Consider the following 19,038-nt stretch of genomic DNA (forward strand, 5'->3'; position numbering starts at 1 on the left):
CGCCGTGCCCAACGACCCGCAATCGCCCTTCGTCACCTCCGGCGTGCGCATCGGCACCCCGGCCATCACCACCCGTGGCTTCAAGGAGCCGCAGAGCATCGCGCTGGCAGGCTGGATCTGCGACATCCTCGACCACCTCGGTGACGCCGATGTCGAGGCCCAGGTGGCCAGGCAGGTCGCGGCCCTCTGCGCGGACTTCCCCGTCTATCGCGGCTGATCCCGGCCCGAACGCAAGGCGGCCCCAGGGCCGCCTTTTTCATTCCCGGTTCGCCAGGTCAGGCAATTCTCGACAGCCGCCCTTCCATGAGGGAGACTCACCTTCCTTCCGCCCGCCACGAATTTCATTCATAGAGCCGCCGACATGCTGGAACTGCGCCATCTCAAGACCCTGCACGCCCTGCGCGAAGCCGACAGCCTGGTGGAGGCCGCCGAGCGCCTGCACCTCACCCAGTCGGCCCTCTCCCACCAGTTCAAGGAACTGGAGGAGCGCCTGGGCATGCAGCTGTTCGTGCGCAAGACCAAGCCGGTGCGCTTCACCAGCGCCGGCCTGCGCCTGCTGCAACTGGCCGACTCGCTGCTGCCGCAGCTGCGCGCCGCCGAACGCGACATCGCGCGGCTGGCCGGCGGTACTGCCGGTCGCCTGCACATGGCCATCGAATGCCACAGCTGCTTCCAGTGGCTGATGCCGACCATCGACCAGTTCCGCGACGCCTGGCCGGAAGTGGAGCTGGACCTGGCCTCGGGCTTCTCCTTCGCCCCGCTGCCAGCCCTGGCCCGGGGCGACCTCGACCTGGTGGTGACCGCCGACCCCGTCGACCTGCCCGGCATCACCTACGTGCCGTTGTTCACCTATGAAGCCCTGCTGGCCGTGGCCAACCAGCACCCTCTGGCGAGCAAGCCTTATGTGGTGCCCGAGGACCTGGAGACGGAAACCCTGATCACCTACCCGGTGGAACGCGACCGCCTGGACATCTTCACCCGCTTCCTCGAACCGGCCGACATCGAACCCGCCCAGGTGCGCACCTCGGAACTCACGGTGATGATGATGCAACTGGTCGCCAGCGGCCGTGGCGTGTGCTGCCTGCCCAACTGGGCGCTGCACGAATACAGCTCGCGCGGCTACGTCACCGCCAAGCGCCTCGGCGAGAAATCCCTCTACGCCACCCTGCATGCCGCCATCCGCTCGGACATGCTCGACGCCCCCTTCATGCGCGACTTCCTCCTCACTGCCAAGGACACCTCCTTCGCCACCCTCGAAGGCGTCAGCGCCGCGCGTTGATGCGCAACCCACCGACACCATCCCTGTAGTGCGTAGGGTGGACTGCGCTTCACCGGTCCACCGTCGGGGCTAACCACAACACCGCTGGTGGACGTAAACAGCGACGTCCACCCTACAGTGCCCCTTGCCGAGCGTAGGGTGGACCACGTTTCACCGGTCCACCGTCGGAGCCACCCGCAGCACCGCTGCCGGACGCAAAAAGCGACGTCCACCCAACGCATGCAGTAGCCCGGACCTCAGTCCGGGAAAGATCCCCCGGGCTATGTGCGCTAGAACAACGCCAGGCTGTAGCTCAGGATCACCCGGTTCTCGTCCACGCCCCGGCCCACGCTGGTGCGGTAGACGGCGTTGCGCCAGGTCAGCCCCAGGTCCTTGAGCGGGCCGCTCTGCACCACGTACCTGAGGTCCGTGTCGCGCTCCCAGCCATGCACCGAGCGGCCGTCGCCCAGCTCGCCGTCCCCGGCCTTGAAGTAGCGGGTCATCAACGCCAGGCCCGGCACGCCCAGGGTGGCGAAATCGAAGTCGTAGCGCAGCTGCCAGGAGCGCTCGCCACGCTCGGCGAAGTCGTAGTACTGGCCGAAGTTGACCAGGTAGGCGTCGGCCCCCTGCACGTAGGGGAAGGCCGTGCGGCCGCTCATGCGCTGCAGACCCAGGCCCAGTGCATGGCCATCGTGACGGCGGTAGGTGAACAGCGCGCCGAGGGCGCGGTTGTCGATCTCGCGGCGCCAGCCGGTGCCGGCATCGCGGCTGTCGAACAGGCGCAGGTCCAGCTCCAGGCGGTCCTCGCCCAGGGGCACGCGGCCCTTGAGGCCGAAGAAGTCCTGCCGGTAGAGGTCTTCCAGTTCGGCATGGTGGTAGCTCAGCGTCCAGCCGGGGCGCGCCTCCCAGTCCATCCCGGCCAGGTCCAGGTGCCCGGCGCGCGGCCCGGCGGTGAAGCGCTTGTTGCGGTTGTACAGGGCCAGGTCGCTGCGCCCGCCCTCGTTGCGCTGGCTCACCTCGTCCAGCCGCGCCAGGGTGAAGCCCAGGCCCTCCCATTCGCGGGATTCCACCAGCCCGCCGTGGAAGGTCTGCGGGAACAGCCGACCGTTGTTGGGCTGCAGGGTGGGCAGCCTGGGCACCAGGGCGCCGAGCTTCAGCTCGCTGCGCGACACCCGCGCCTTGAAGGTCCCGTCGAGGCGGCCGTAGTCGTCGGCGGCGCGGCCATCGTCCTGCACCGCCAGCAGCCCGGTGCCGGAGCGCCCCTTGCCGGAGTCCAGCTTCAGGCCCAGGCGCCCCATGGCGTCGAGGCCGAAACCGACGGTGCCGGCGGTGTAGCCGGAGCGATAGTCGAGGAGGAAGCCCTGGGCCCATTCCTCGTGCCGCGAGTCGCCCGCGCCATCACGGAAATCGCGGTTCATGTAGAAGTTGCGCATCTGCAGGGTGGCGCTGGAGGCCTCGATGAAACCATCGGCGGCCAGGGCCCAGGGGGCCGCGCCGCCCAGCAGCAGGGCAGTGAATGCAGCGGGGTGTTTCTTGTTGTTATGCATGGTGCTCTCCAAGGCTCGGGGCGAACGGCGGGCGCGCCCTCCATCACGAAGCGCTCAAGGGCGCTCCAGGACCACGGCCACGCCCTGGCCCAGCCCCATACCGAGGCTGACCAGGGGGACGCGCGGGTTCTTGCATTGCAGGGTGCGGCAGACGGTCAGCGCCGGGCGCGCGCCGGAGGCGCCCGGCGAATGGCCGAGGGCGATGGCACCGCCGTGGCGGCCGATCGGAGTGCGCAGGCCCGCATGGATAGAGGCGTCGAGCATCAGTCTTCTCCCGAATGGGGTGGCTGTCCGGTGTGCAGCAGGGACAGGCCCAGCCGCGCGCGGCGGCGCAGCCAGGGGCTGGGGCGGTAGCGCGGGTCGCCGCTGAGGGCGTGCAGGCGCTGGAGGATCGACAGCACCCGCGCCGGCCCCAGGCGGTCACCCCAGGCCAGCGGGCCGTGGGGGTAGCCGAGGCCGAGGCGCACGGCCAGGTCGATATCGGTGGGCGTGGCGATGCCCTGCTGGGCGATGTCGCAGGCCAGGTTGACGATACCGGCCAGGGTGCGCTGGACCACGAAGCCCGCGCTGTCGCGGATCACCGTGACCCTGGCGCCATCGGCCGCGAACAGGGCTCGCGCGGCCTCCAGGCAGCCCGCCCCGGTGGCGGGCGTGGGCATCAGGCAGCGGTGCGAGGCGCGCGCCGCCAGGGCGTCGAAGGCCACCACGCGCGTGGGGTCGAGTTCGAAGTGCAGCGCCGCTTCGGTGGCGTCCAGGCCCAGGGGGGCGAGCAGGCAGAGCGCGTCGGCGGAAGGCCGCTCGCCCTCCTCCAGCTCCGCGCCCAGGCCGCTCAGCCAGGGGCGCAAGAGCGCGGCGTCAAAGCCCTCGTCCAGCCCCAGCCACACCGGCATCCGCGGGCCGCTGGCGCGCGATTGCGGAACCGGCTCGGCAACCGCCGGATAGCGATGGAAACCACGCCCGCTCTTGCGCCCCAGGTGGCCGGCGGCCAGGCGCTGGTGCAGCAGCGGGTGCGGGCGGTAGCGCGGCTCCTCGTAGAACTGCCGGTAGATGGATTCCATCACCGGCACGCTGACATCCAGCCCCACCAGGTCCATCAGCTCGAAAGGCCCCATGGGGAAGCCCGCGCCATCGCGCAACAAGGCATCCACCTCGGCCGGCGCCGCCACGCCCTCGGCGAGGATGCGCAGCGCCTCGGTGCCATAGGCGCGCCCGGCATGGTTGACCAGGAAGCCCGGCGAGTCCTGCGCCCGCACCGGCTGGTGACCGAGCCGCCGCACCAGCGCCAGCAGGCGCTCGACCACGTGCTCGTCGGTGGCGAGCCCCGGTATCACCTCCACCAGGCGCATGCGCGGCACCGGGTTGAAGAAGTGCAGCCCGGCCACCCGCCCCGGCGCCTCGCAGGCCGAGGCAATGGCGGTGATCGACAACGACGAGGTGTTGCTGGCGAGAATCGCCTCGCCCCCCAGCAGCGCCTCCAACTGGCGGAACAGCGCCTGCTTGGCGGGCAGCGCCTCGACTATCGCCTCCACCACCAGTTGGCAGCCGGCCAGGCCCTGCAACCCCTCCACCGGCAGCAGGGCGAGGCGGGCCTGTTCCAGCTGGGCGTCGCTGGCCCGGCCCTTGTCCCGCCGCTTCTCCAGCTCGGCAAGGAAGCGTTCGCGGGCCTGTGCCGCCGCATCGGGCCGCATGTCGTGCAGCCGCACCTGCAAGCCGGCGCAGGCCGCCAACTGGGCGATGCCCTGGCCCATGGCGCCGCAGCCGACCACGCCGAGACAAGTGATCTCGTTCCCGTTCATCGGCCCTGGTACTCCGGCTCGCGCTTGGCGAGGAAGGCGCGCATGCCCTCCTTCTGGTCCTGGCTGTCGAACAGCAGCTGGAAGGCCTGGCGCTCCAGCAGCAACGCGCTCTCCAGGGGCAGGTCGGCACCGTCGCGCACCACCGCCTTGATCTGCGCCACGGCCAGCGCCGGCAGGCGGGCGATCTCTTCGGCCAGGGCCAGCGCGCGGGGCAGCGCATCGTCCTCCGCCAGCTCGCTGACCAGGCCCATGGCCAGGGCCTCCTCGGCCCCCACCAGGCAGCCGGTCAGCAGCAGGCGCAGGGCCCGGTACTTGCCCACTGCGCGCACCAGGCGCTGGGTGCCACCGGCACCGGGCATGATGCCGAGGCGCACCTCGGGCTGGCCGAAGCGCGCCGTGGCACCGGCAACGATCAGGTCGGCGTGCAGCGCCAGCTCGCAGCCGCCGCCCAGGGCCAGGCCGTTGACCGCCGCGATGATTGGCGTGCGGCATTGCGCCAGGGCCTGCCAGTAGCGCTCCACGCGGCGTTGCTGGACCTGCAGCGGGCCGGCCTCCACCAGCTCGCCCAGGTCCGCCCCGGCGGCGAACACCGTGGGGCCACCGCTGATGACGATGACCCGCACCGACGGGTCGTCATCCAGCCCTTGAACCGTTTCGGCGAGCGTGCGCCGCAAGACCAGGTCCAGGGCGTTGCGCCGCTCCGGGCGATCCAGCGTCAGCAGGGCGATGCCGGCGCCGGGGTGTTCGAGCCGCAGCGGAGGCGGCGGGCAAACGCGTTCTTCATGGACCCTCATGACGATCTCCGATCAGTTCTCTGTGCAAGGGGGGGAACGGGGGTGCGTCAGCCGCGCACGATCCCGCGTTGGATCAGGTCGTCGACCTGCCCGGCATCCAGGCCGAGGCCATCGAGCAGCTCGCGGCTGTGCTGGCCCAGGCCCGGCGGCGGGCTGCGGTACTGCGCCGGGGTGCGCGAAAGCTTCACCGGCGAGGCGATACCGCGGTAATCACCCAGCTCCACCAGCATTGCCCGGTGGCGGGTATGCGGATGGGCGATCGCCTGGTCCACCGTGGTCACCGCGCCGCAGGGCACGCCCAGGCGGATCAGCGCCTCGGCCAGGGGCGGGCCGTCATGGCTGGCCAGATGGCGTTCGAGCGCCACCTTCAGCGCCTGGCGATGCACCGAGCGGCTGCCGTTGTCGGCGAAGCGCGGGTCGTCCAGCAGGGCCTCGGCGCCCAGGTGCTCACAGAGCCGGGCGAACTGCCGGTCGTTGCCCACGGCGAGGAAGATCGGCTCGCCGCCGGTGCGGTAGCTGTCGTAGGGGGCGATGTTGGGGTGGGCGTTGCCGCTGCGCGGGGTCACCCGGCCCGAGCCGAAGTAGTTGGGCAGGTGCGGGTGCAGGAGCGACAGGCCGCAGTCATAGAGGGTGATGTCCACTGACTGCCCGCGCCCGCTGCGCTGCCGCTCGTGCAGCGCGAGGAGGATGCCGGCCAGGGCGTTGAGCCCGGTGACCATGTCCACCACCGGCAGGCCGACCCGCAGTGGCCCGTCGTCGGCCTCGCCGTTCACGCTCATCAGCCCGGCCATGGCCTGGATCGCCGCGTCATAGCCGGGCAGCCCGCCGAGCGGGCCGTCGGCGCCGAAGCCGGAGACCGCGCAGTGGATCAGCCGGGGGAAGCGCTCGGCCAGCACCGCTTCGTAGCCCAGGCCCCAGCGCTCCAGGGTGCCGGGCTTGAAGTTCTCCAGCAGCACATCGGCGCCTTCCAGCAGGCGCAGCAGCAACTGGCGACCCTCCGGCTGGGCGAGGTCCACCACCAGCCCCTTCTTGTTGCGGTTGATGCCTCGGAAATAGGAGGCGGTGTCGCCCTCGAAGGGCGGGCCCCAGCCCCGGGTCTCGTCGCCCGCCGGGGGTTCCAGCTTGATCACCTCGGCGCCGTGGTCGGCCAGGGCCTGGGAGCAGTAAGGGCCGCCCAGCACGCGGCTGAGATCGAGAACACGGATGCCGTGCAGGGCCCCCCGAGGGGCTGTCGTCGTGGTCATGGTCAGGGCTCCGCGATCAGTGGGGCAGCAGGCGCAGGGCGTCGTCCAGGCTCAGCGGGCCTTCGGCCAGCAGAGCCGGCAGCAGCGCCTCGCCGGCATCCGCCTCGGCCGTCAGGGGGTCGCGGGGCAGCACGCGGTGGCGCAGCACCAGCAGGGCCAGGGCCAGGCGCCGGTGGTTGGGCGCCAGCCGCGCGCCTTCCCACGCCAGGGCAATGGCCGTGGCGACGTGGTAGAGCGCGCTGCCGGCCTGGCGCACCTGCTGGTGGCGGCGGGCCTCGGCGACCTCGGCCATCAGCGCGACGGCCTTGTCCAGGCTGCTGCGCAGCAGCGCATCGGCGGCGGCAGGCAGGCCCGCCTCGTCAAGCAGGCCGCGCAGGTGGCGGGCCAGGGGTTCCAGGGCGCCTTCGCGGGTCACGGCGCGAGCGATGTCCAGCGCCACGATGTTGCTGGTGCCCTCCCAGATCGAACCCAGGTGGGCGTCGCGCACCAGGCGGGCGTCGCTCCATTCCTCGATGTAGCCGACGCCGCCGCGCACCTCCATGGCGTCGCCGGTGGCACGACGGGCATCGCGGCAGGCGCGGAACTTGATCAGCGGGGTAAGGATGCGCACGCACTTTTGCGCCGCCTCGTCGCCGCCGTCGGCACGGGGCAGGAGGGTGGCGATCTGCATGAACAGGGAACGCGCCTGCTCGGCGGGCAGCATCAGCTTGAGCAGCTGGCGCTGCATCAGCGGCATGTCCACCAGGCGCTTGCCGAAGGCCTGGCGCTGGCGGGCGACGAACAGCGCCTCGTTGAGCCCCCGGCGCATCAGCCCGGCGGCCCGCACGCCGTTGGACAGGCGCGACATGTTGACCATGTCGGCCATCTGCTGGAAGCCGCGCCCCACCTCGCCGATCAGGTAGGCGGTGGCGCCTTCCAGGGTGATCTCGCCGCTGGCCATGGAGCGGGTGCCGAGCTTGTCCTTCAGGCGCACGATGCGGTAGGCGTTGCGGCTGCCGTCGGGCCGTTGCCTGGGCAGCAGGAACAGGCTGACGCCGGCCATGCCTTCGGGGGCATCCTCGGGCCGTGCGAGCACCATGGCGAGGTCGGCGTCGGGGTTGGAGCAGAACCATTTGTCGCCGTGCAGGGTCCAGGCCCCGTCCTTCTGCCGCGCCACGGTGCGGGTGCGCGCCACGTCGGAGCCGGCGGCCTGCTCGGTCATGAACATGGCGCCCTGGTAGAGGGTGTCGAAGTCCCGCGAGGTGAGGCTCGGCAGGTAGCGTTCCACCAGCTCCGGGGCGCCATACTTGCGCAGGGTGCGGGTGAGGGAGTCGGTCATGCTCACCGGGCAGCAGAGGCCGAACTCGGCCTGCACGAACAGGTAGGTCAGCGCGTACTTGACCAGCGGCGGCGGGCCGTCGGCCACGTGGCTCATGGAGGCCAGGCCCAACTCGGCATAGGCCACCCGCTCCAGGGCCACGTAGTCGGGGTGCTTGAGCACCCGTTGCAGGTCCTCGCCACGGCGGGTGCGGCTGGCCAGCACCGGAGGGTTCTTGTCCGCCGAGAGCGCCAACGCGTCCAACTCGCCACCGGCACGGGCGCCCAGCGCCTGCAGGCGCGGCAGCCAGGGCGCCAGCACGGCTTCGGGCAGGTACAGGGACAGCAGGCGGGCCAGCTCGGGGTCGGCGTCGAACAGGTTCATCCCGCGGCTGTCGGGGATGTTCAGGTCGTCGATGACGGGGCGTTCGATCAGGGCGTTCATGGCGTCACTCCTTCGTGTCGTGCGCCGAGACTAGGAAGCCCTACGATAAGTATCCAATAGAATAAAAAGCCCATACGATAAGAAATTCATATCGTTGAAGGGGGCATCGGATGGACCTCAAGCAGCTTCGCTACTTCATCGCCGTCGCCGAGGAACTGCACTTCGGCCGCGCCGCCGCGCGCCTGTTCATCTCCCAGCCGGCGCTCTCCTTCGACATCAAGAAGCTGGAGGAACAGCTGGGCGTGCAACTGCTGGTGCGCACCAACAAGTCGGTGAAGCTCACCGCCCCCGGCCAGGTGCTGCTGGACGAGGCCCGCAGCCTGCTGCAACAGGCCGAGCAGGCACGGCGCCTGACGTTGCGCTCGGCCCAGGGCGCGCTGGGCCGGCTGCGCGTGGGGTTCGTCAGCTCGATGCTCTACCGCGGCCTGCCGGCGGCGGTGCGCGGCTTCGAGGAGGCGCACCCGGGCATGGAGGTGGTGCTGCAGGAGATGAACAGCGCCGAGCAGGCCCTGGCGCTGCAGCGCGGGCAGATCGACATCGGTTTCATCCATCGCGGTCCCCTGGCGGCGGGGCTGCGCTCCGAGGCCCTGCTGGCCGAGCCCTTCCTCTGCTGCCTGCCGCCCGGGCACCCCCTGGCGGGTGCCGAGCGCATCGACCTGGCCGAGCTGCGCGACGATCCGTTCATCCTCTTCCCGCGCCCGGCGGCGCCGCACTACCACGACCTGATCATCGCCTGCTGCGTCGGGGCCGGCTTCAGCCCGCAGATCCGCCATGAGGCGCGGCTGTGGCAGACCATCGTCGCCATGGTGGCGCAGGGCATGGGCGTCGCGCTGCTGCCGGCGTCCCTGTGCCGCGCCTGGCCGGGCGTCGTCGGCGTCCCGCTGGTGCAGGAAGGCGCGCTATCGGAAATCCACGCCCTGTGCAGCGAGGAGAACGCCCCCGAGGCGGCGCATGCCTTCCTCGCACGCCTGCAACGGCAACTGGCACGCGACGATACGGATTCCGTTATCGCGCCATAAGAACAAACGACTATTGATTTGCCGACCGCCCTCCTAGACTCCGGCTCGACTCGAGTCTCAAGCCACGCGCCAGCCCGCCCCGCCACACCCCTTGTCTGCATCGGCGGGGTGGCCGCTGGTTCGCCAGATAAAAACAACAAGAGAGGTGGAGTCCATGAACCACGCCCTGCACCCGGACGAACGGGAACAGCATCGCAAGGCCCGCAAGGCGGGCATCGCTTCCTTCATCGGCACCACCATCGAGTGGTACGACTTCTACATCTACGGCCTGGCCGCCGCGCTGGTCTTCGGCAAGGTGTTCTTCCCCGCCGACATGGACCCGGGCGTCGCCACCCTGCTGTCCTTCGCCACGCTCTGGTCCGGTTTCATCGCACGGCCCCTGGGCGGCATCATCTTCGGTCACCTGGGCGACCGCATCGGCCGCAAGACCACCCTGGTGATCACCCTCATCATGATGGGCCTGGCCACCACCGGCATCGGCCTGCTGCCCACCTATGCGCAGATCGGCGTGTGGGCACCGGTGGCGCTGGTGTGCCTGCGGGTGATCCAGGGCATCGCCGTCGGCGGCGAATGGGGCGGCGCCATCCTCATCGCAAGCGAGAGCGCGCCCAAGGGCAAGGGCATCCTCTACGCCGCCTTCGCCCAGCAGGGCTCGCCCACCGGCAACCTGCTGGCGACCCTGGCCTTCTTCGCCCTCAGCAGCCTGCCGATGCCGGACTTCCTGCAATGGGGCTGGCGCATTCCCTTCCTGCTTTCCGCGGCGCTGGTGATCGTCGGCATGGTGATCCGCCTGACCCTGGAGGAGTCGACGGACATGCAGCGGCTGATGCGCGAGAACAAGACCGCCAAGCTGCCGATCCTCGAAGTGCTGCGCAAGCACTGGCTGGTGGTGCTGCTCGGCGCGGGGACGCTGCCGGTGATCCACGTCACCTACTTCAAGAGCACCTTCGCCCTGTCCTGGGCCACCAAGACCCTGGGCTACAGCCAGAGCACCTTCCTCAGCATCATCGTCATCGCGCTGGTGGTGCAGTTCATCAGCCAGCCCCTCGGCGCGCTGCTGACCACCCGCATCGACATGCGCAAGGCGGTGGCGATCATGGTGCTGCCGGAGTTCATCCTGATGCCGGCGATGTTCTTCGCCGTGGAGACCAACGTGTACTGGATCGCCGCCGTCGGCATGTGCCTGGCGACCATCCCCCACGCCATGTTCTACGGCGCCATCGGCGGCATCCTGGCCCGCGCCTTCTCCACCCGGGTGCGCTACTCCGGCCTGTCGCTGGCCTACCAGCTGTGCTCCCTGCTGGTGGGTGGCGGCACCCCGCTGCTGGCCCAGTGGATCCTCAACTCCACCGGCAGCATCGTCGGCGTCGCCATCGCCTCGGCGCTCTATGCGGTGGTGTCGCTGGCCTGCACCCTGGCCCTGCTGCGCATCACCGGGCACCGCGCCAGCGAACGCTCCACGGCGGAGCGGGACGACGGCGAACCGGATGCCCAAGCCGAGCCCCGCAGCGGCCGCATCGGCCAGACCAACCCGGCCTGACCACCCCCACGACCCGCGTGCACGCCACGCGGGTTGCACCTGGAACCTCCCCTGTAGGGGCGAATTCATTCGCCAAAGGCTTCGCGAGCAGAGCTCGCTCCTACGAGAAGGCATGTGCCCCCCTGCAACAGCCCCAACCGTAGCCCGGGCTTCAGCCCGGGACCGCGCGCCCCATCCGCCGCTCGTGCTCGATCAGCCAGCGCTTGCGCCACAGCCCGCCGCCGTAGCCGGTGAGCGAGCCATCGGAGCCGATGATGCGGTGGCAGGGGATGACGATGGCGATCTGGTTGGTGCCGTTGGCGCGGGCCACGGCGCGCACCGACGACGGCGAGCCGATGGCACGGGCCAGGTCGGCGTAGCTGCAGGTGATGCCGAAGGGGATCTCGCGCAGGGCCTGCCACACGCTGCGGGTGAAGGCCGAGGCGCCCATGGCCAGCGGCGTGGCGAAGACCACTGGCTCGCCGGCGAAGTAGCGCGACAGCTCCGCCTCGATCCGGTCGATGGGGGCGAAGCGGCCGAAGCCGATGCTGGTGCCGGTGAGCTTCTGCAGGTTCTTCAGCTCGTTGGCCAGTGCCGGCCGGTCGAAGAACTCCAGCAGGTGCAGGGCCTGCGCATCCGCCACCGCCAGCATCACGCCCAGGGGCGTTTCCAGCCAGTCGGCCTTGAGCAGCTCGCGCCCGCGCAACTGCGACGGCGGTTCGCCCAGCAGGCGGGTGAAGGCGCTGCGGAAGCCGCTGTCGGAATCGAAGCTGGCGGTCACCTGGGCGTCCACCACCCGCGCACCGGCGGAGAGCTGGGCCAGGCCCTGGCCGATGCGGCGCAGGCGAGCCATCTCCAGGAAGGTCACGCCGAAGTGGCGTTTGAAGGCACGGCGTACCGTGGACGGGTCGTGGCCGAGGGCGACCAGGTCGCCCTCCAGCCAGCGCCGCTCCTGATCCTGCTCCAGCAGCGCGATCAACTCCTTGACCAGCGGCTCCTGGGCGCCCACCTGGTCCAGCGGGCGGCAGCGCAGGCAGGGACGGAAGCCCGCCTCGACACAGGCCTTGATGCTGCCGAAGAACACCGAGTTCTCCCGCTTGGGCTTGCGCGCAGCGCAGGTCAGGCGGCAGAACACCCCGGTGCTCTTGACCCCGACGAAGGCGAAGCCCTCATAGGCCGGGTTGCGCTCCAGCAGCGCCTGGTACAGGGTCTCGTCATCGGGTAGCGAATCGAACAGCGGGGCGTCCATGGCCGGCTCCGGAACCGTGGGAAAAAGAGCGCCCACTTTATGCCAGGAAACCGACCTTTGCCGCCTCGGATCGGGCGTCTATTCCGCCGGGCGGGCGAGCACAGTGCCCGCCCTCCCCGGCGCGGCCGTCAGGCCTCTTCGAAGTGCAGCTCCGGCGGCTGGCGGCGGAAGCCGCCGGTGAGCCAGGCGAGGTAGATCACGCCCAGGGCCAGCCAGGACAGGCCGAGAATGATGGCCAGGTGGTCGAGGCTGATCATCAGCCACAGGGTGGAGACCATGCCGATCAGCGGGCACACCACGAACAGCAGCGCCTCGCGCGGGCCGCGCTGATCGCTGCGCAGCCAGTAGTGGAAGATCACCGACAGGTTCACCAGGCTGAAGGCCAGGAAGGCACCGAAGTTGATGAAGGAGGTGGAGGTGGTCACGTCCATCTTCAGCGCCAGCAGGGCCACCACGCCGCACAGCACGATGCTGCCCACCGGGGTGCCGAAGCGCTCGCTCAGGCGGCCGAACAGGGACTGCGGCAGCACGCCGTCGCGGCCCATGGCGAACAGCAGGCGCGAGGCGCTGGCCTGGGCGGAGAGGCCCGAGGTGAACTGGCCGACGATCAGGCCGATGAGGAAGACCGACACGAACACATCACCGCCGATGTTGCGGGCGATCTCGTAGGCCGCCGAATCCGCGCTCTGGAACTCGATGGAGGGGTGCGCCAGCTGCACGAAATAGGAGGTGGCGATGAAGATCAGCCCGCCGATCAGGGTGATCAGCAGGATCGCCCCGGGAATGGTCCGGCGCGGGTCGCGGGTCTCTTCGGTGAGGGTGCTCACCGCATCGAAGCCGAGGAAGGAGTAGCAGGCGATGGCCGCGCCGCTCATCACCAGCGGCAGGTTCAGGCCCTCGCCGACGAAGGGCGCCAGGGACCACAGCGGCTTGCTGGCATCGCCCAGCACGTAGTGCACGCAGAGCGCGACGAAGGCCAGCAGCACGAGGAACTGCACCAGCATCAGCGCGCCGTTGACGGTCTTCGCCAGCTTCAGCCCGACCACGTTGATGGCCGTGGTGACGCCGATGAAGGCCAGCACCCAGAGCGCCTGGGGCACGTCGGGGAAGGCCGAGTGCAGGTAGGCCGCGCCGATCAGCCAGATGGCCATGGGCAGGAACAGGTAGTCCAGCAGCACCGCCCAGCCGGCGAGGAAGCCGAGCTTGGGGCTGATGGACTTGCGCACGTAGGTGTAGGCCGAGCCGGCCACCGGGAAGGCGGCGGCCATCCGCGCGTAGCTCAGCGCGGTGAACAGCATGGCCAGGGAGGCGGCCACGTAGGCGGCGGGCACCAGGCCCTGGGTGACGTCGGCGAGGATGCCGAAGGTGCCGAGGACGATGATGGGGGTCATGTACGCGATGCCGAACAGCACCACGGACCCCAGCGACAGGGTGCGCTGAAGACGAGCCATTACTGCTACTCCGAATTGTTGGTTGTTATGGCAGAGCCGAAGTCGGCGAAGGTGAAGCGACCGCCCAATCCAGGCGGTAATGCGGGCGCCTCGGGGGCGCCCGTCAAATGGGCAATCAGGGAATCAACAGCTCGCGGCGACCGTCGGCGTACTCGCGCATCTCGCCCGGCAGCACCATGCGGCGGTCGTCGAGGTAGCGGTAGTCGCTGCGGGCGGCGGCGATCTGGGTCAGGTCAAGCTCGATGATCTGCCGGCACGCCTCGCGCCCGGCTTCCAGCAGCAGGTGGCCGAAGGGGTCGACCACGGCGCTGCCACCGGCGAATACCAGGTCGCCGTCGCCCTCGCCCACGCGGTTCACCATCACGGCGAAGGCCTGGTTCTCCATGGCGCGCCCCATGATGGCGGTGCGGTGGGTGGGGCCGTAGGGGTCCATGTTGCCGTTGGTGACGATGATCAGCTCGGCGCCGAGCTGGCCAAGGGCGCGCGCGCTCTCGGGGAACTCGATGTCGAAACAGATCAGCAGGCCCACGCGCACGCCCTTGTACAGGCAGGTGGCGTAGCGGTCGCCAGGGGTGAAGATGCCGCGGTCGGAGGCCCACAGGTGGGTCTTGCGGTACTTCAGGGCGATGCCTTCGGGGGTGATCAGCAGCGTGGTGTTGTAGTAGGTGCCGGCGTCGTTCTCGGCGATGCCTATGGCCACCGCGACGTCGCGCTCGCGGGCGGCGCGCTGCACGGCCTGGACGGTGGGGCCGTCCAGCGGTTCGGCGACGGCGGCGATGTTCTCGGCGGTGGGGAAGCCCATCAGGTGGGTCTCCGGGAACACCACCAGGTCGGTGTCGGCGGCGCAGGCGGCGATGGCTTCCAGGGCAGCGGCGAGGTTGTGGGCGGTATCGCCGTCACGACCGGTGAGCTGGACGAGTTCGACCTTCATGGGCACTCCTGATTCTTGTCGTTGCACGAGACCTGATTGCGCAAAACGGTCAGAATGCGCGCTGCGTCGGTCCCGGTGTTCGCGCAGTATGGAACCGCCGACGCTTCCGGTGAAATTACGCCCGCGTGGTAACCCATCAGGGGTAGAAGCATGACGTTGAGCCTGCAGGACATCGCCTGGCACCGCTCGGTGGGGCAACTGATCGAAGCCCTGGACGCCCCCGGTTTCTGGGTGGCACTGGTGCGCACCCTCGGCCAGTACGTGCCCCACGACAGCTGGGTGGCGCTGCTGTTCAGCGAGGGCCGGCCCCAGGTGTTCGCCGAATGCCCGGGCGAGGACGGCGAGCCGGACCTGCTGTTCCAGGACTACCTGGACGGCCTCTACCTGCTGGACCCCTTCTATATCCACAGCCGCGAAAGCAACCGTGGCGGCCTGCTGCGCCTGGCCGACGTGGCGCCGGAATGCTTCGAGCAGACCGACTACTACCAGCGCTACCACCGCCTCAACGTGGTGACCGACGAGTTGCAGTTCAACGTGCCGCTGGAGGGCGGGCGCACCCTGTGCCTGTCCCTCGGTTCGCGCCAGGCCTTCACCCCCGAGCAGATCGCCCTGTTGAGCCTGGTGGAGCCCTGGGTGCTGGGGCTCATGCGCCAGCGCCTGGCCTTCGAGGCCGAACGCCTGGCCAGCACCCCGCAACCGGCACCGAACTGGGAGGTGCAGCTGGAACAGGTGGGCCAGCAGGTGGAAAGCGCACTCACCGCCCGCGAACTGGAGGTCGCCCGGCTGATGCTCAGCGGCTGCTCCAGCAAGGAAGTGGCGCGCAAGCTGGCCATCTCGGCGGAGACGGTGAAGGTCCACCGCAAGCACATCTACGCCAAGCTCGGGATCAAGTCGCAGTCGGAGCTGTTCTCGCTGTTCCTCAAGGCGCAGCGGGGGTAGGCCGCGAGGGCGTAGGGAGCGCTGCGTGCCCCTGGGGGGAAATTCGCTGGCGATCAGCCCCGGCGCTCCTACCTTTCGCGGTTGAAACCGCTCCCATAAAAAGCGCCGACGCCCCTTGCCGGGCGTAGGGTGGACCACGCTTCACCGGTCCACCGTCGGAGCCACCGGCAACACCGCTGGTGGACGTGAAAAGCGACGTCCACCCTACTCGGCTACCGACATCGTGCCGTGTGAGAGTGAGTTCATTCGCGGAGCGCTTTGCGATTGGAGCCGCTCCCACAGGGAGCGGGCAAAGCCCCCGTAGGATGGGATGAGCTCGGCGAATCCCATGCGGTTGGCACGGCCCCCCGGGCTGAAGCCTGGGCTACGGGCCTTTAGCGGAGTTTTTCCAGCATCTGGTAGTACCACATGCCCACGGCGAGCATCGGGTTGCCGAAGACGTCGCCCATGGGGACCTTGATGTGCGAGCAGTCGGCGAAGGTGTCGTAGTGGCCGAGGCTGCCGGTCATGGCCTGGGCCATGATCTCGCCCATGATGTGGGTGGTGGCGATGCCGTGGCCGGAGTAGCCCTGGCAGTACCAGACGTTGGGCGAGAGCTTGCCCAGCTGCGGGATGCGGTTGATGACGATGCCCATGGCACAGCTCCACTGGTAATCGATCTCGATGCCCTTGAGCGCCGGGAAGGTGCGCTCGATGGCCGGGCGCAGCTCGCCGGCGATGTCCCGCGAGTCACGCCCGGAATAGTTGGCGCCGCCGCCCAGCAACAGGCGCTTGTCGGCGGTGAGGCGGTAGTAGTCGAGCACGAAGCGGCAGTCGTAGACGGCCAGGTCCTGGGGGTTGATGCGCTCCGCCAGCTCGCCTAGCGGGCGGGTGGTGACGATGCCGCCCATGGCCGGGAAGATCATGCCCTTGAGCTTCTTCGGCTCCAGCTTGTGGTACACGTCGCCGGCCAGCAGCACCTGGCGGGCGTTGATGCGGCCCTGGGCGGTGACCACAGCCGGGCGCTCGCCATGGACGATCTCCAGCACCTCGGAATGCTCGAAGATCATCGCCCCCAGGCTCTCGGCCGCGCGGGCCTCGCCGATGCACAGGTTGAGCGGGTGCAGGTGCATGTTGCGGGTGTTCTTCAGCGCGCCCAGGTACAGGTCGCTCTCCAGGTGCTGGCGCACGCCGGCGGCGTCGAGCAGGGTCACGTCGTCGCCCATGCCGCGGCGCTGGGCCTCCTCGAAGGATTCACGCAGCTCGTCGATATGGGCGGGCTTCATCGCCGCATGCAGGTGGCCGTGCTTGAGGTCGCAGGCGATGCCGTACTTCTCCACCCGGTTCTTGATGATCGCGTGGCCGCGCCAGCGCAGGTGCCAGATGAAGTCGTCCACCTCCGCCCCCAGGCGCTTGCGCATCTGCTTGCGCATGGCGCCGTCGCCCGAGAGGCTGCCGGTGACCTGGCCGCCGTTGCGGCCGGTGGCGCCCCAGCCGATCTTCTTCGCTTCCACCAGGGCGACCTTGAGGCCGCGCTCGGCCAGCTCGACGGCGGTGGCGACGCCGGTGAAGCCGCCGCCGATGATCACCACGTCGGCGTCCACCGTGCCCTGCAGGGTGGGGTAGTCGGTTTCGGCATTGAGGGTGGCGGTGTAGTAGGACGCGCAGCGCTCGGCGCTGGGCGTGGTCTTCAGTGCGACGTTCATCTTGGTTTCCTGCGAGGCCCTCGGGGGCCCTCTCCGTACGAATCTGTTTACCGGGTCCCTGCACTCGCAGGGACTGCGGGCCGGGCGCTGCCGCGGGATCAGGCCTGGTTCAGGTACCAGCGCCAGTCCTGCTCACCCACTTCGGCCATGAACTGGCGGTACTCGGCGCGCTTCACCGCGAGGTAGACGCCGAGGAACTCCGGCCCCAGGGCCTCGCGCGCCCAGCTGGAGTTCTCCAGGGCCTGCAACGCGGTGAGCCAGTCGGTGGGCAGCAATTCCTTGGCCTGTGCATAGCCGTTGCCCTCGACCGGCTCGCCTGGGTCGATCTCGTCGCGGATGCCGCGATGGATGGCGGCGAGGATGGCGGCCGCCGCGAGGTAGGGGTTGGCGTCGGCACCGCAGATGCGGTGTTCGATGTGGCGGGTGTAGGCCGGGCCACCGGGCACGCGCAGGCTGACGGTGCGGTTGTCCACACCCCAGGTCGGCGCCAGAGGCGCGTAGCTGTTGGCCTGGAAGCGGCGGTAGGAGTTGGCGTTGGGGCAGAACAGCAGCAGCGAATCCAGCAGGGAGGCAAGCATGCCACCCACGGCCAGGCGCAGTTGCGGGGTGCCGGCCGGGTCTTCGCTGGCGAACAGGTTGCGGCCCTCGGCATCGGCCAGGCTGACATGCATGTGCATGCCGGTGCCGGCCAGGTGATCGAAGGGCTTGGCCATGAAACAGGCCTGCATGCCATGGGCATTGGCCACGCCCTTGACCAGGCGCTTGTAGCGCACGGCCTGGTCCATGGCCTGCAGCGCGTCGCCGTGTTCCAGGGTGATCTCCACCTGGCCCGGCGCGTATTCGGAAATGGCGGTGCGGGCGGGAATGCCCTGGGCCTTGCAGGCGGCATAGAGGTCGGCGAGGAAGGGCTCGATCTGTTCCAGCTCGCGCAGGCCGTAGACCTGGGTGGTGCGCGGGCGGCGGCCGTCGCCGTCCAGCGCCGGTTGTGGGCGGCCCTGGGCGTCGGGCTTCTGGTCCAGCAGGTAGAACTCCAGCTCGCAGGCCATCACCGGGTGGAAGCCGTCGGCCTTGAGGCGTTCGATCACCCCGATCAGCACGTGGCGCGGGTCGGCGATGGCGGCGGGCATGCCCTCGCTCGGGTGCATGCTGACCTGCACGGCGGCGGTGGGCATGCGACGCCAGGGCATGCGCACCAGGCTGCCGGCCAGCGGGTAGGCGCGGCAGTCGATGTCGCCCACGTCCCAGACCAGGCCGGAGTTCTCCACGTCGTCACCATTGAGGGTGAGGCCGAGGATGGTGCTCGGCAGCGGCCGGCCGCTCTGGTACACGGCGAGCAGTTCGTCACGGTGCAGCAGCTTGCCCCGTGGCACGCCATTGGCGTCGAGGATGAACAGCTCGAAGGCGTCGATATCGGGGTTCTGGTCGAGAAAGTCTCGGGCTTCCTGCAAGGTGGCGAATTTCATCTGGCTCTCTTCAGCGCCGCATCGGGCGCACGTGATGATCCCGGGCAAGGCCATGCAAACACTGTGCAGGCGTGCGTTCGGGAGCGGGTCGTCGCGTGGCGGACGGCGGCCAGGAGGGTGGCCGGTCCGGAATCAGAAGGGAGCAGCGTCCGGCGGGCGGGCGTGGCGGCAGTGCCAGAGGGCCCAGAAGGCCAGTTCGAGGGGAAGGGAGACGCTGGGCTGGCCCGGCCACCGACGCTCGCACCGCATACCGCGCCCCGCCGGTGCGGCGAGGGGCTCGGGTGGTGCAATCAGTGACGGGGGAAAACCCATTGAAAAAGGCCTGGATATGGAATGGCACGAGCCTCGCACGCCGCGATGGGTGCTTAAAATCCAGTTTTTCCTATCTTTGGTTAATCAGGC

At 69.5% G+C, this 19,038-nt stretch carries 15 protein-coding genes and 1 pseudogene; 5 read left to right on the forward strand and 11 right to left on the reverse strand.

Annotated features, from left to right (window positions below):
- Together glyA and metR are read left to right on the forward strand one after the other, a co-directional pair.
- Positions 1–217, forward strand: a pseudogene (gene glyA / locus ACYJSS_RS15285) (serine hydroxymethyltransferase); the annotation flags it as partial.
- A gap of 144 nt (positions 218–361) precedes the next feature.
- On the forward strand, positions 362–1,279 hold the full coding sequence (metR, locus tag ACYJSS_RS15290; protein ID WP_111261072.1) for a transcriptional regulator MetR: 918 nt from the start codon (positions 362–364) through the stop codon (positions 1,277–1,279).
- Between the two features lie 269 nt (positions 1,280–1,548).
- Here metR and ACYJSS_RS15295 read toward each other — a convergent pair whose 3' ends face one another.
- From ACYJSS_RS15295 to ACYJSS_RS15320, 6 genes are read right to left on the reverse strand one after another with little or no spacing between them, the layout of a single operon-like run.
- Positions 1,549–2,805, reverse strand: coding sequence for an OprD family porin (locus ACYJSS_RS15295; protein WP_236206169.1), 1,257 nt, complete (start codon positions 2,803–2,805; stop codon positions 1,549–1,551).
- Between the two features lie 54 nt (positions 2,806–2,859).
- Positions 2,860–3,069: a hypothetical protein gene (locus tag ACYJSS_RS15300; protein ID WP_373875146.1), complete on the reverse strand. Its 210-nt coding sequence runs from the start codon at positions 3,067–3,069 to the stop codon at positions 2,860–2,862.
- Positions 3,069–4,601: a 3-hydroxyacyl-CoA dehydrogenase gene (locus tag ACYJSS_RS15305; RefSeq protein ID WP_236206168.1), complete on the reverse strand. Its 1,533-nt coding sequence runs from the start codon at positions 4,599–4,601 to the stop codon at positions 3,069–3,071. The genes ACYJSS_RS15300 and ACYJSS_RS15305 overlap by 1 nt, the downstream gene beginning before the upstream one ends.
- Complete coding sequence (locus tag ACYJSS_RS15310; RefSeq protein ID WP_069562105.1) at positions 4,598–5,395, reverse strand: enoyl-CoA hydratase-related protein; 798 nt, start codon at positions 5,393–5,395, stop codon at positions 4,598–4,600. Before ACYJSS_RS15310 ends, ACYJSS_RS15305 begins: the two co-directional genes overlap by 4 nt.
- A gap of 47 nt (positions 5,396–5,442) precedes the next feature.
- Positions 5,443–6,639, reverse strand: coding sequence for a CaiB/BaiF CoA transferase family protein (locus tag ACYJSS_RS15315; RefSeq protein WP_236206167.1), 1,197 nt, complete (start codon positions 6,637–6,639; stop codon positions 5,443–5,445).
- 16 nt (positions 6,640–6,655) lie between these two features.
- Positions 6,656–8,380 carry an acyl-CoA dehydrogenase family protein gene (locus ACYJSS_RS15320; protein ID WP_236206166.1) on the reverse strand — a complete coding sequence of 575 codons (1,725 nt, stop codon included), beginning with the start codon at positions 8,378–8,380 and terminating at the stop codon, positions 6,656–6,658.
- A 110-nt stretch (positions 8,381–8,490) separates the two neighbouring features.
- Here ACYJSS_RS15320 and ACYJSS_RS15325 point away from each other — a divergent pair, with 110 nt between their 5' ends.
- Together ACYJSS_RS15325 and ACYJSS_RS15330 are read left to right on the forward strand one after the other, a co-directional pair.
- Positions 8,491–9,399, forward strand: coding sequence for a LysR family transcriptional regulator (locus ACYJSS_RS15325; RefSeq protein WP_111261067.1), 909 nt, complete (start codon positions 8,491–8,493; stop codon positions 9,397–9,399).
- Positions 9,400–9,553: 154 nt separating this feature from the next.
- The gene (locus tag ACYJSS_RS15330) at positions 9,554–10,939 is read left to right on the forward strand and encodes an MFS transporter (RefSeq protein ID WP_236206165.1); all 1,386 of its coding nucleotides are present in this window, start codon (positions 9,554–9,556) and stop codon (positions 10,937–10,939) included.
- A gap of 151 nt (positions 10,940–11,090) precedes the next feature.
- On the opposite strand, the gene ACYJSS_RS15335 is transcribed toward ACYJSS_RS15330, so the two are convergent.
- The 3 genes from ACYJSS_RS15335 to ACYJSS_RS15345 all read right to left on the reverse strand — a co-directional run bounded on the left by ACYJSS_RS15335 (position 11,091) and on the right by ACYJSS_RS15345 (position 14,549).
- Positions 11,091–12,167 (reverse strand): bifunctional transcriptional activator/DNA repair enzyme AdaA, encoded by a 1,077-nt coding sequence (locus ACYJSS_RS15335; RefSeq protein WP_236206164.1) that lies wholly within the window; start codon positions 12,165–12,167, stop codon positions 11,091–11,093.
- Between the two features lie 128 nt (positions 12,168–12,295).
- On the reverse strand, positions 12,296–13,618 hold the full coding sequence (locus ACYJSS_RS15340; RefSeq protein ID WP_236206163.1) for an APC family permease: 1,323 nt from the start codon (positions 13,616–13,618) through the stop codon (positions 12,296–12,298).
- A 115-nt stretch (positions 13,619–13,733) separates the two neighbouring features.
- Positions 13,734–14,549 carry a carbon-nitrogen hydrolase family protein gene (locus ACYJSS_RS15345; RefSeq protein WP_236206162.1) on the reverse strand — a complete coding sequence of 272 codons (816 nt, stop codon included), beginning with the start codon at positions 14,547–14,549 and terminating at the stop codon, positions 13,734–13,736.
- Between the two features lie 150 nt (positions 14,550–14,699).
- Between ACYJSS_RS15345 and ACYJSS_RS15350 the strand changes: the two genes are divergently transcribed.
- Entirely contained in the window at positions 14,700–15,488 is a 789-nt protein-coding gene (locus tag ACYJSS_RS15350) for a helix-turn-helix transcriptional regulator (RefSeq protein ID WP_236206161.1), read from the forward strand.
- Between the two features lie 374 nt (positions 15,489–15,862).
- Here the strand turns inward: ACYJSS_RS15350 and ACYJSS_RS15355 are convergent, their stop codons facing one another.
- On the reverse strand, positions 15,863–17,173 hold the full coding sequence (locus ACYJSS_RS15355) for an NAD(P)/FAD-dependent oxidoreductase (protein WP_111261062.1): 1,311 nt from the start codon (positions 17,171–17,173) through the stop codon (positions 15,863–15,865).
- Positions 17,174–17,271: 98 nt separating this feature from the next.
- Positions 17,272–18,636, reverse strand: coding sequence for a glutamine synthetase family protein (locus ACYJSS_RS15360; protein ID WP_236206160.1), 1,365 nt, complete (start codon positions 18,634–18,636; stop codon positions 17,272–17,274).
- Between the last annotated feature and the right edge of the window lie 402 nt (positions 18,637–19,038).

It is taken from the genome of Pseudomonas sp. No.21, assembly GCF_054558415.1.

Bases quoted from the DNA above. Each gene is read 5' to 3' on its own strand.
- metR (WP_111261072.1), top strand. From the start codon at position 362: ATGCTGGAACTGCGCCATCTCAAGACCCTGCACGCCCTGCGCGAAGCC.
- ACYJSS_RS15295 (WP_236206169.1), bottom strand. From the start codon at position 2,805: ATGCATAACAACAAGAAACACCCCGCTGCATTCACTGCCCTGCTGCTG.
- ACYJSS_RS15300 (WP_373875146.1), bottom strand. From the start codon at position 3,069: ATGCTCGACGCCTCTATCCATGCGGGCCTGCGCACTCCGATCGGCCGC.
- ACYJSS_RS15305 (WP_236206168.1), bottom strand. From the start codon at position 4,601: ATGAACGGGAACGAGATCACTTGTCTCGGCGTGGTCGGCTGCGGCGCC.
- ACYJSS_RS15310 (WP_069562105.1), bottom strand. From the start codon at position 5,395: ATGAGGGTCCATGAAGAACGCGTTTGCCCGCCGCCTCCGCTGCGGCTC.
- ACYJSS_RS15315 (WP_236206167.1), bottom strand. From the start codon at position 6,639: ATGACCACGACGACAGCCCCTCGGGGGGCCCTGCACGGCATCCGTGTT.
- ACYJSS_RS15320 (WP_236206166.1), bottom strand. From the start codon at position 8,380: ATGAACGCCCTGATCGAACGCCCCGTCATCGACGACCTGAACATCCCC.
- ACYJSS_RS15325 (WP_111261067.1), top strand. From the start codon at position 8,491: ATGGACCTCAAGCAGCTTCGCTACTTCATCGCCGTCGCCGAGGAACTG.
- ACYJSS_RS15330 (WP_236206165.1), top strand. From the start codon at position 9,554: ATGAACCACGCCCTGCACCCGGACGAACGGGAACAGCATCGCAAGGCC.
- ACYJSS_RS15335 (WP_236206164.1), bottom strand. From the start codon at position 12,167: ATGGACGCCCCGCTGTTCGATTCGCTACCCGATGACGAGACCCTGTAC.
- ACYJSS_RS15340 (WP_236206163.1), bottom strand. From the start codon at position 13,618: ATGGCTCGTCTTCAGCGCACCCTGTCGCTGGGGTCCGTGGTGCTGTTC.
- ACYJSS_RS15345 (WP_236206162.1), bottom strand. From the start codon at position 14,549: ATGAAGGTCGAACTCGTCCAGCTCACCGGTCGTGACGGCGATACCGCC.
- ACYJSS_RS15350 (WP_236206161.1), top strand. From the start codon at position 14,700: ATGACGTTGAGCCTGCAGGACATCGCCTGGCACCGCTCGGTGGGGCAA.
- ACYJSS_RS15355 (WP_111261062.1), bottom strand. From the start codon at position 17,173: ATGAACGTCGCACTGAAGACCACGCCCAGCGCCGAGCGCTGCGCGTCC.
- ACYJSS_RS15360 (WP_236206160.1), bottom strand. From the start codon at position 18,636: ATGAAATTCGCCACCTTGCAGGAAGCCCGAGACTTTCTCGACCAGAAC.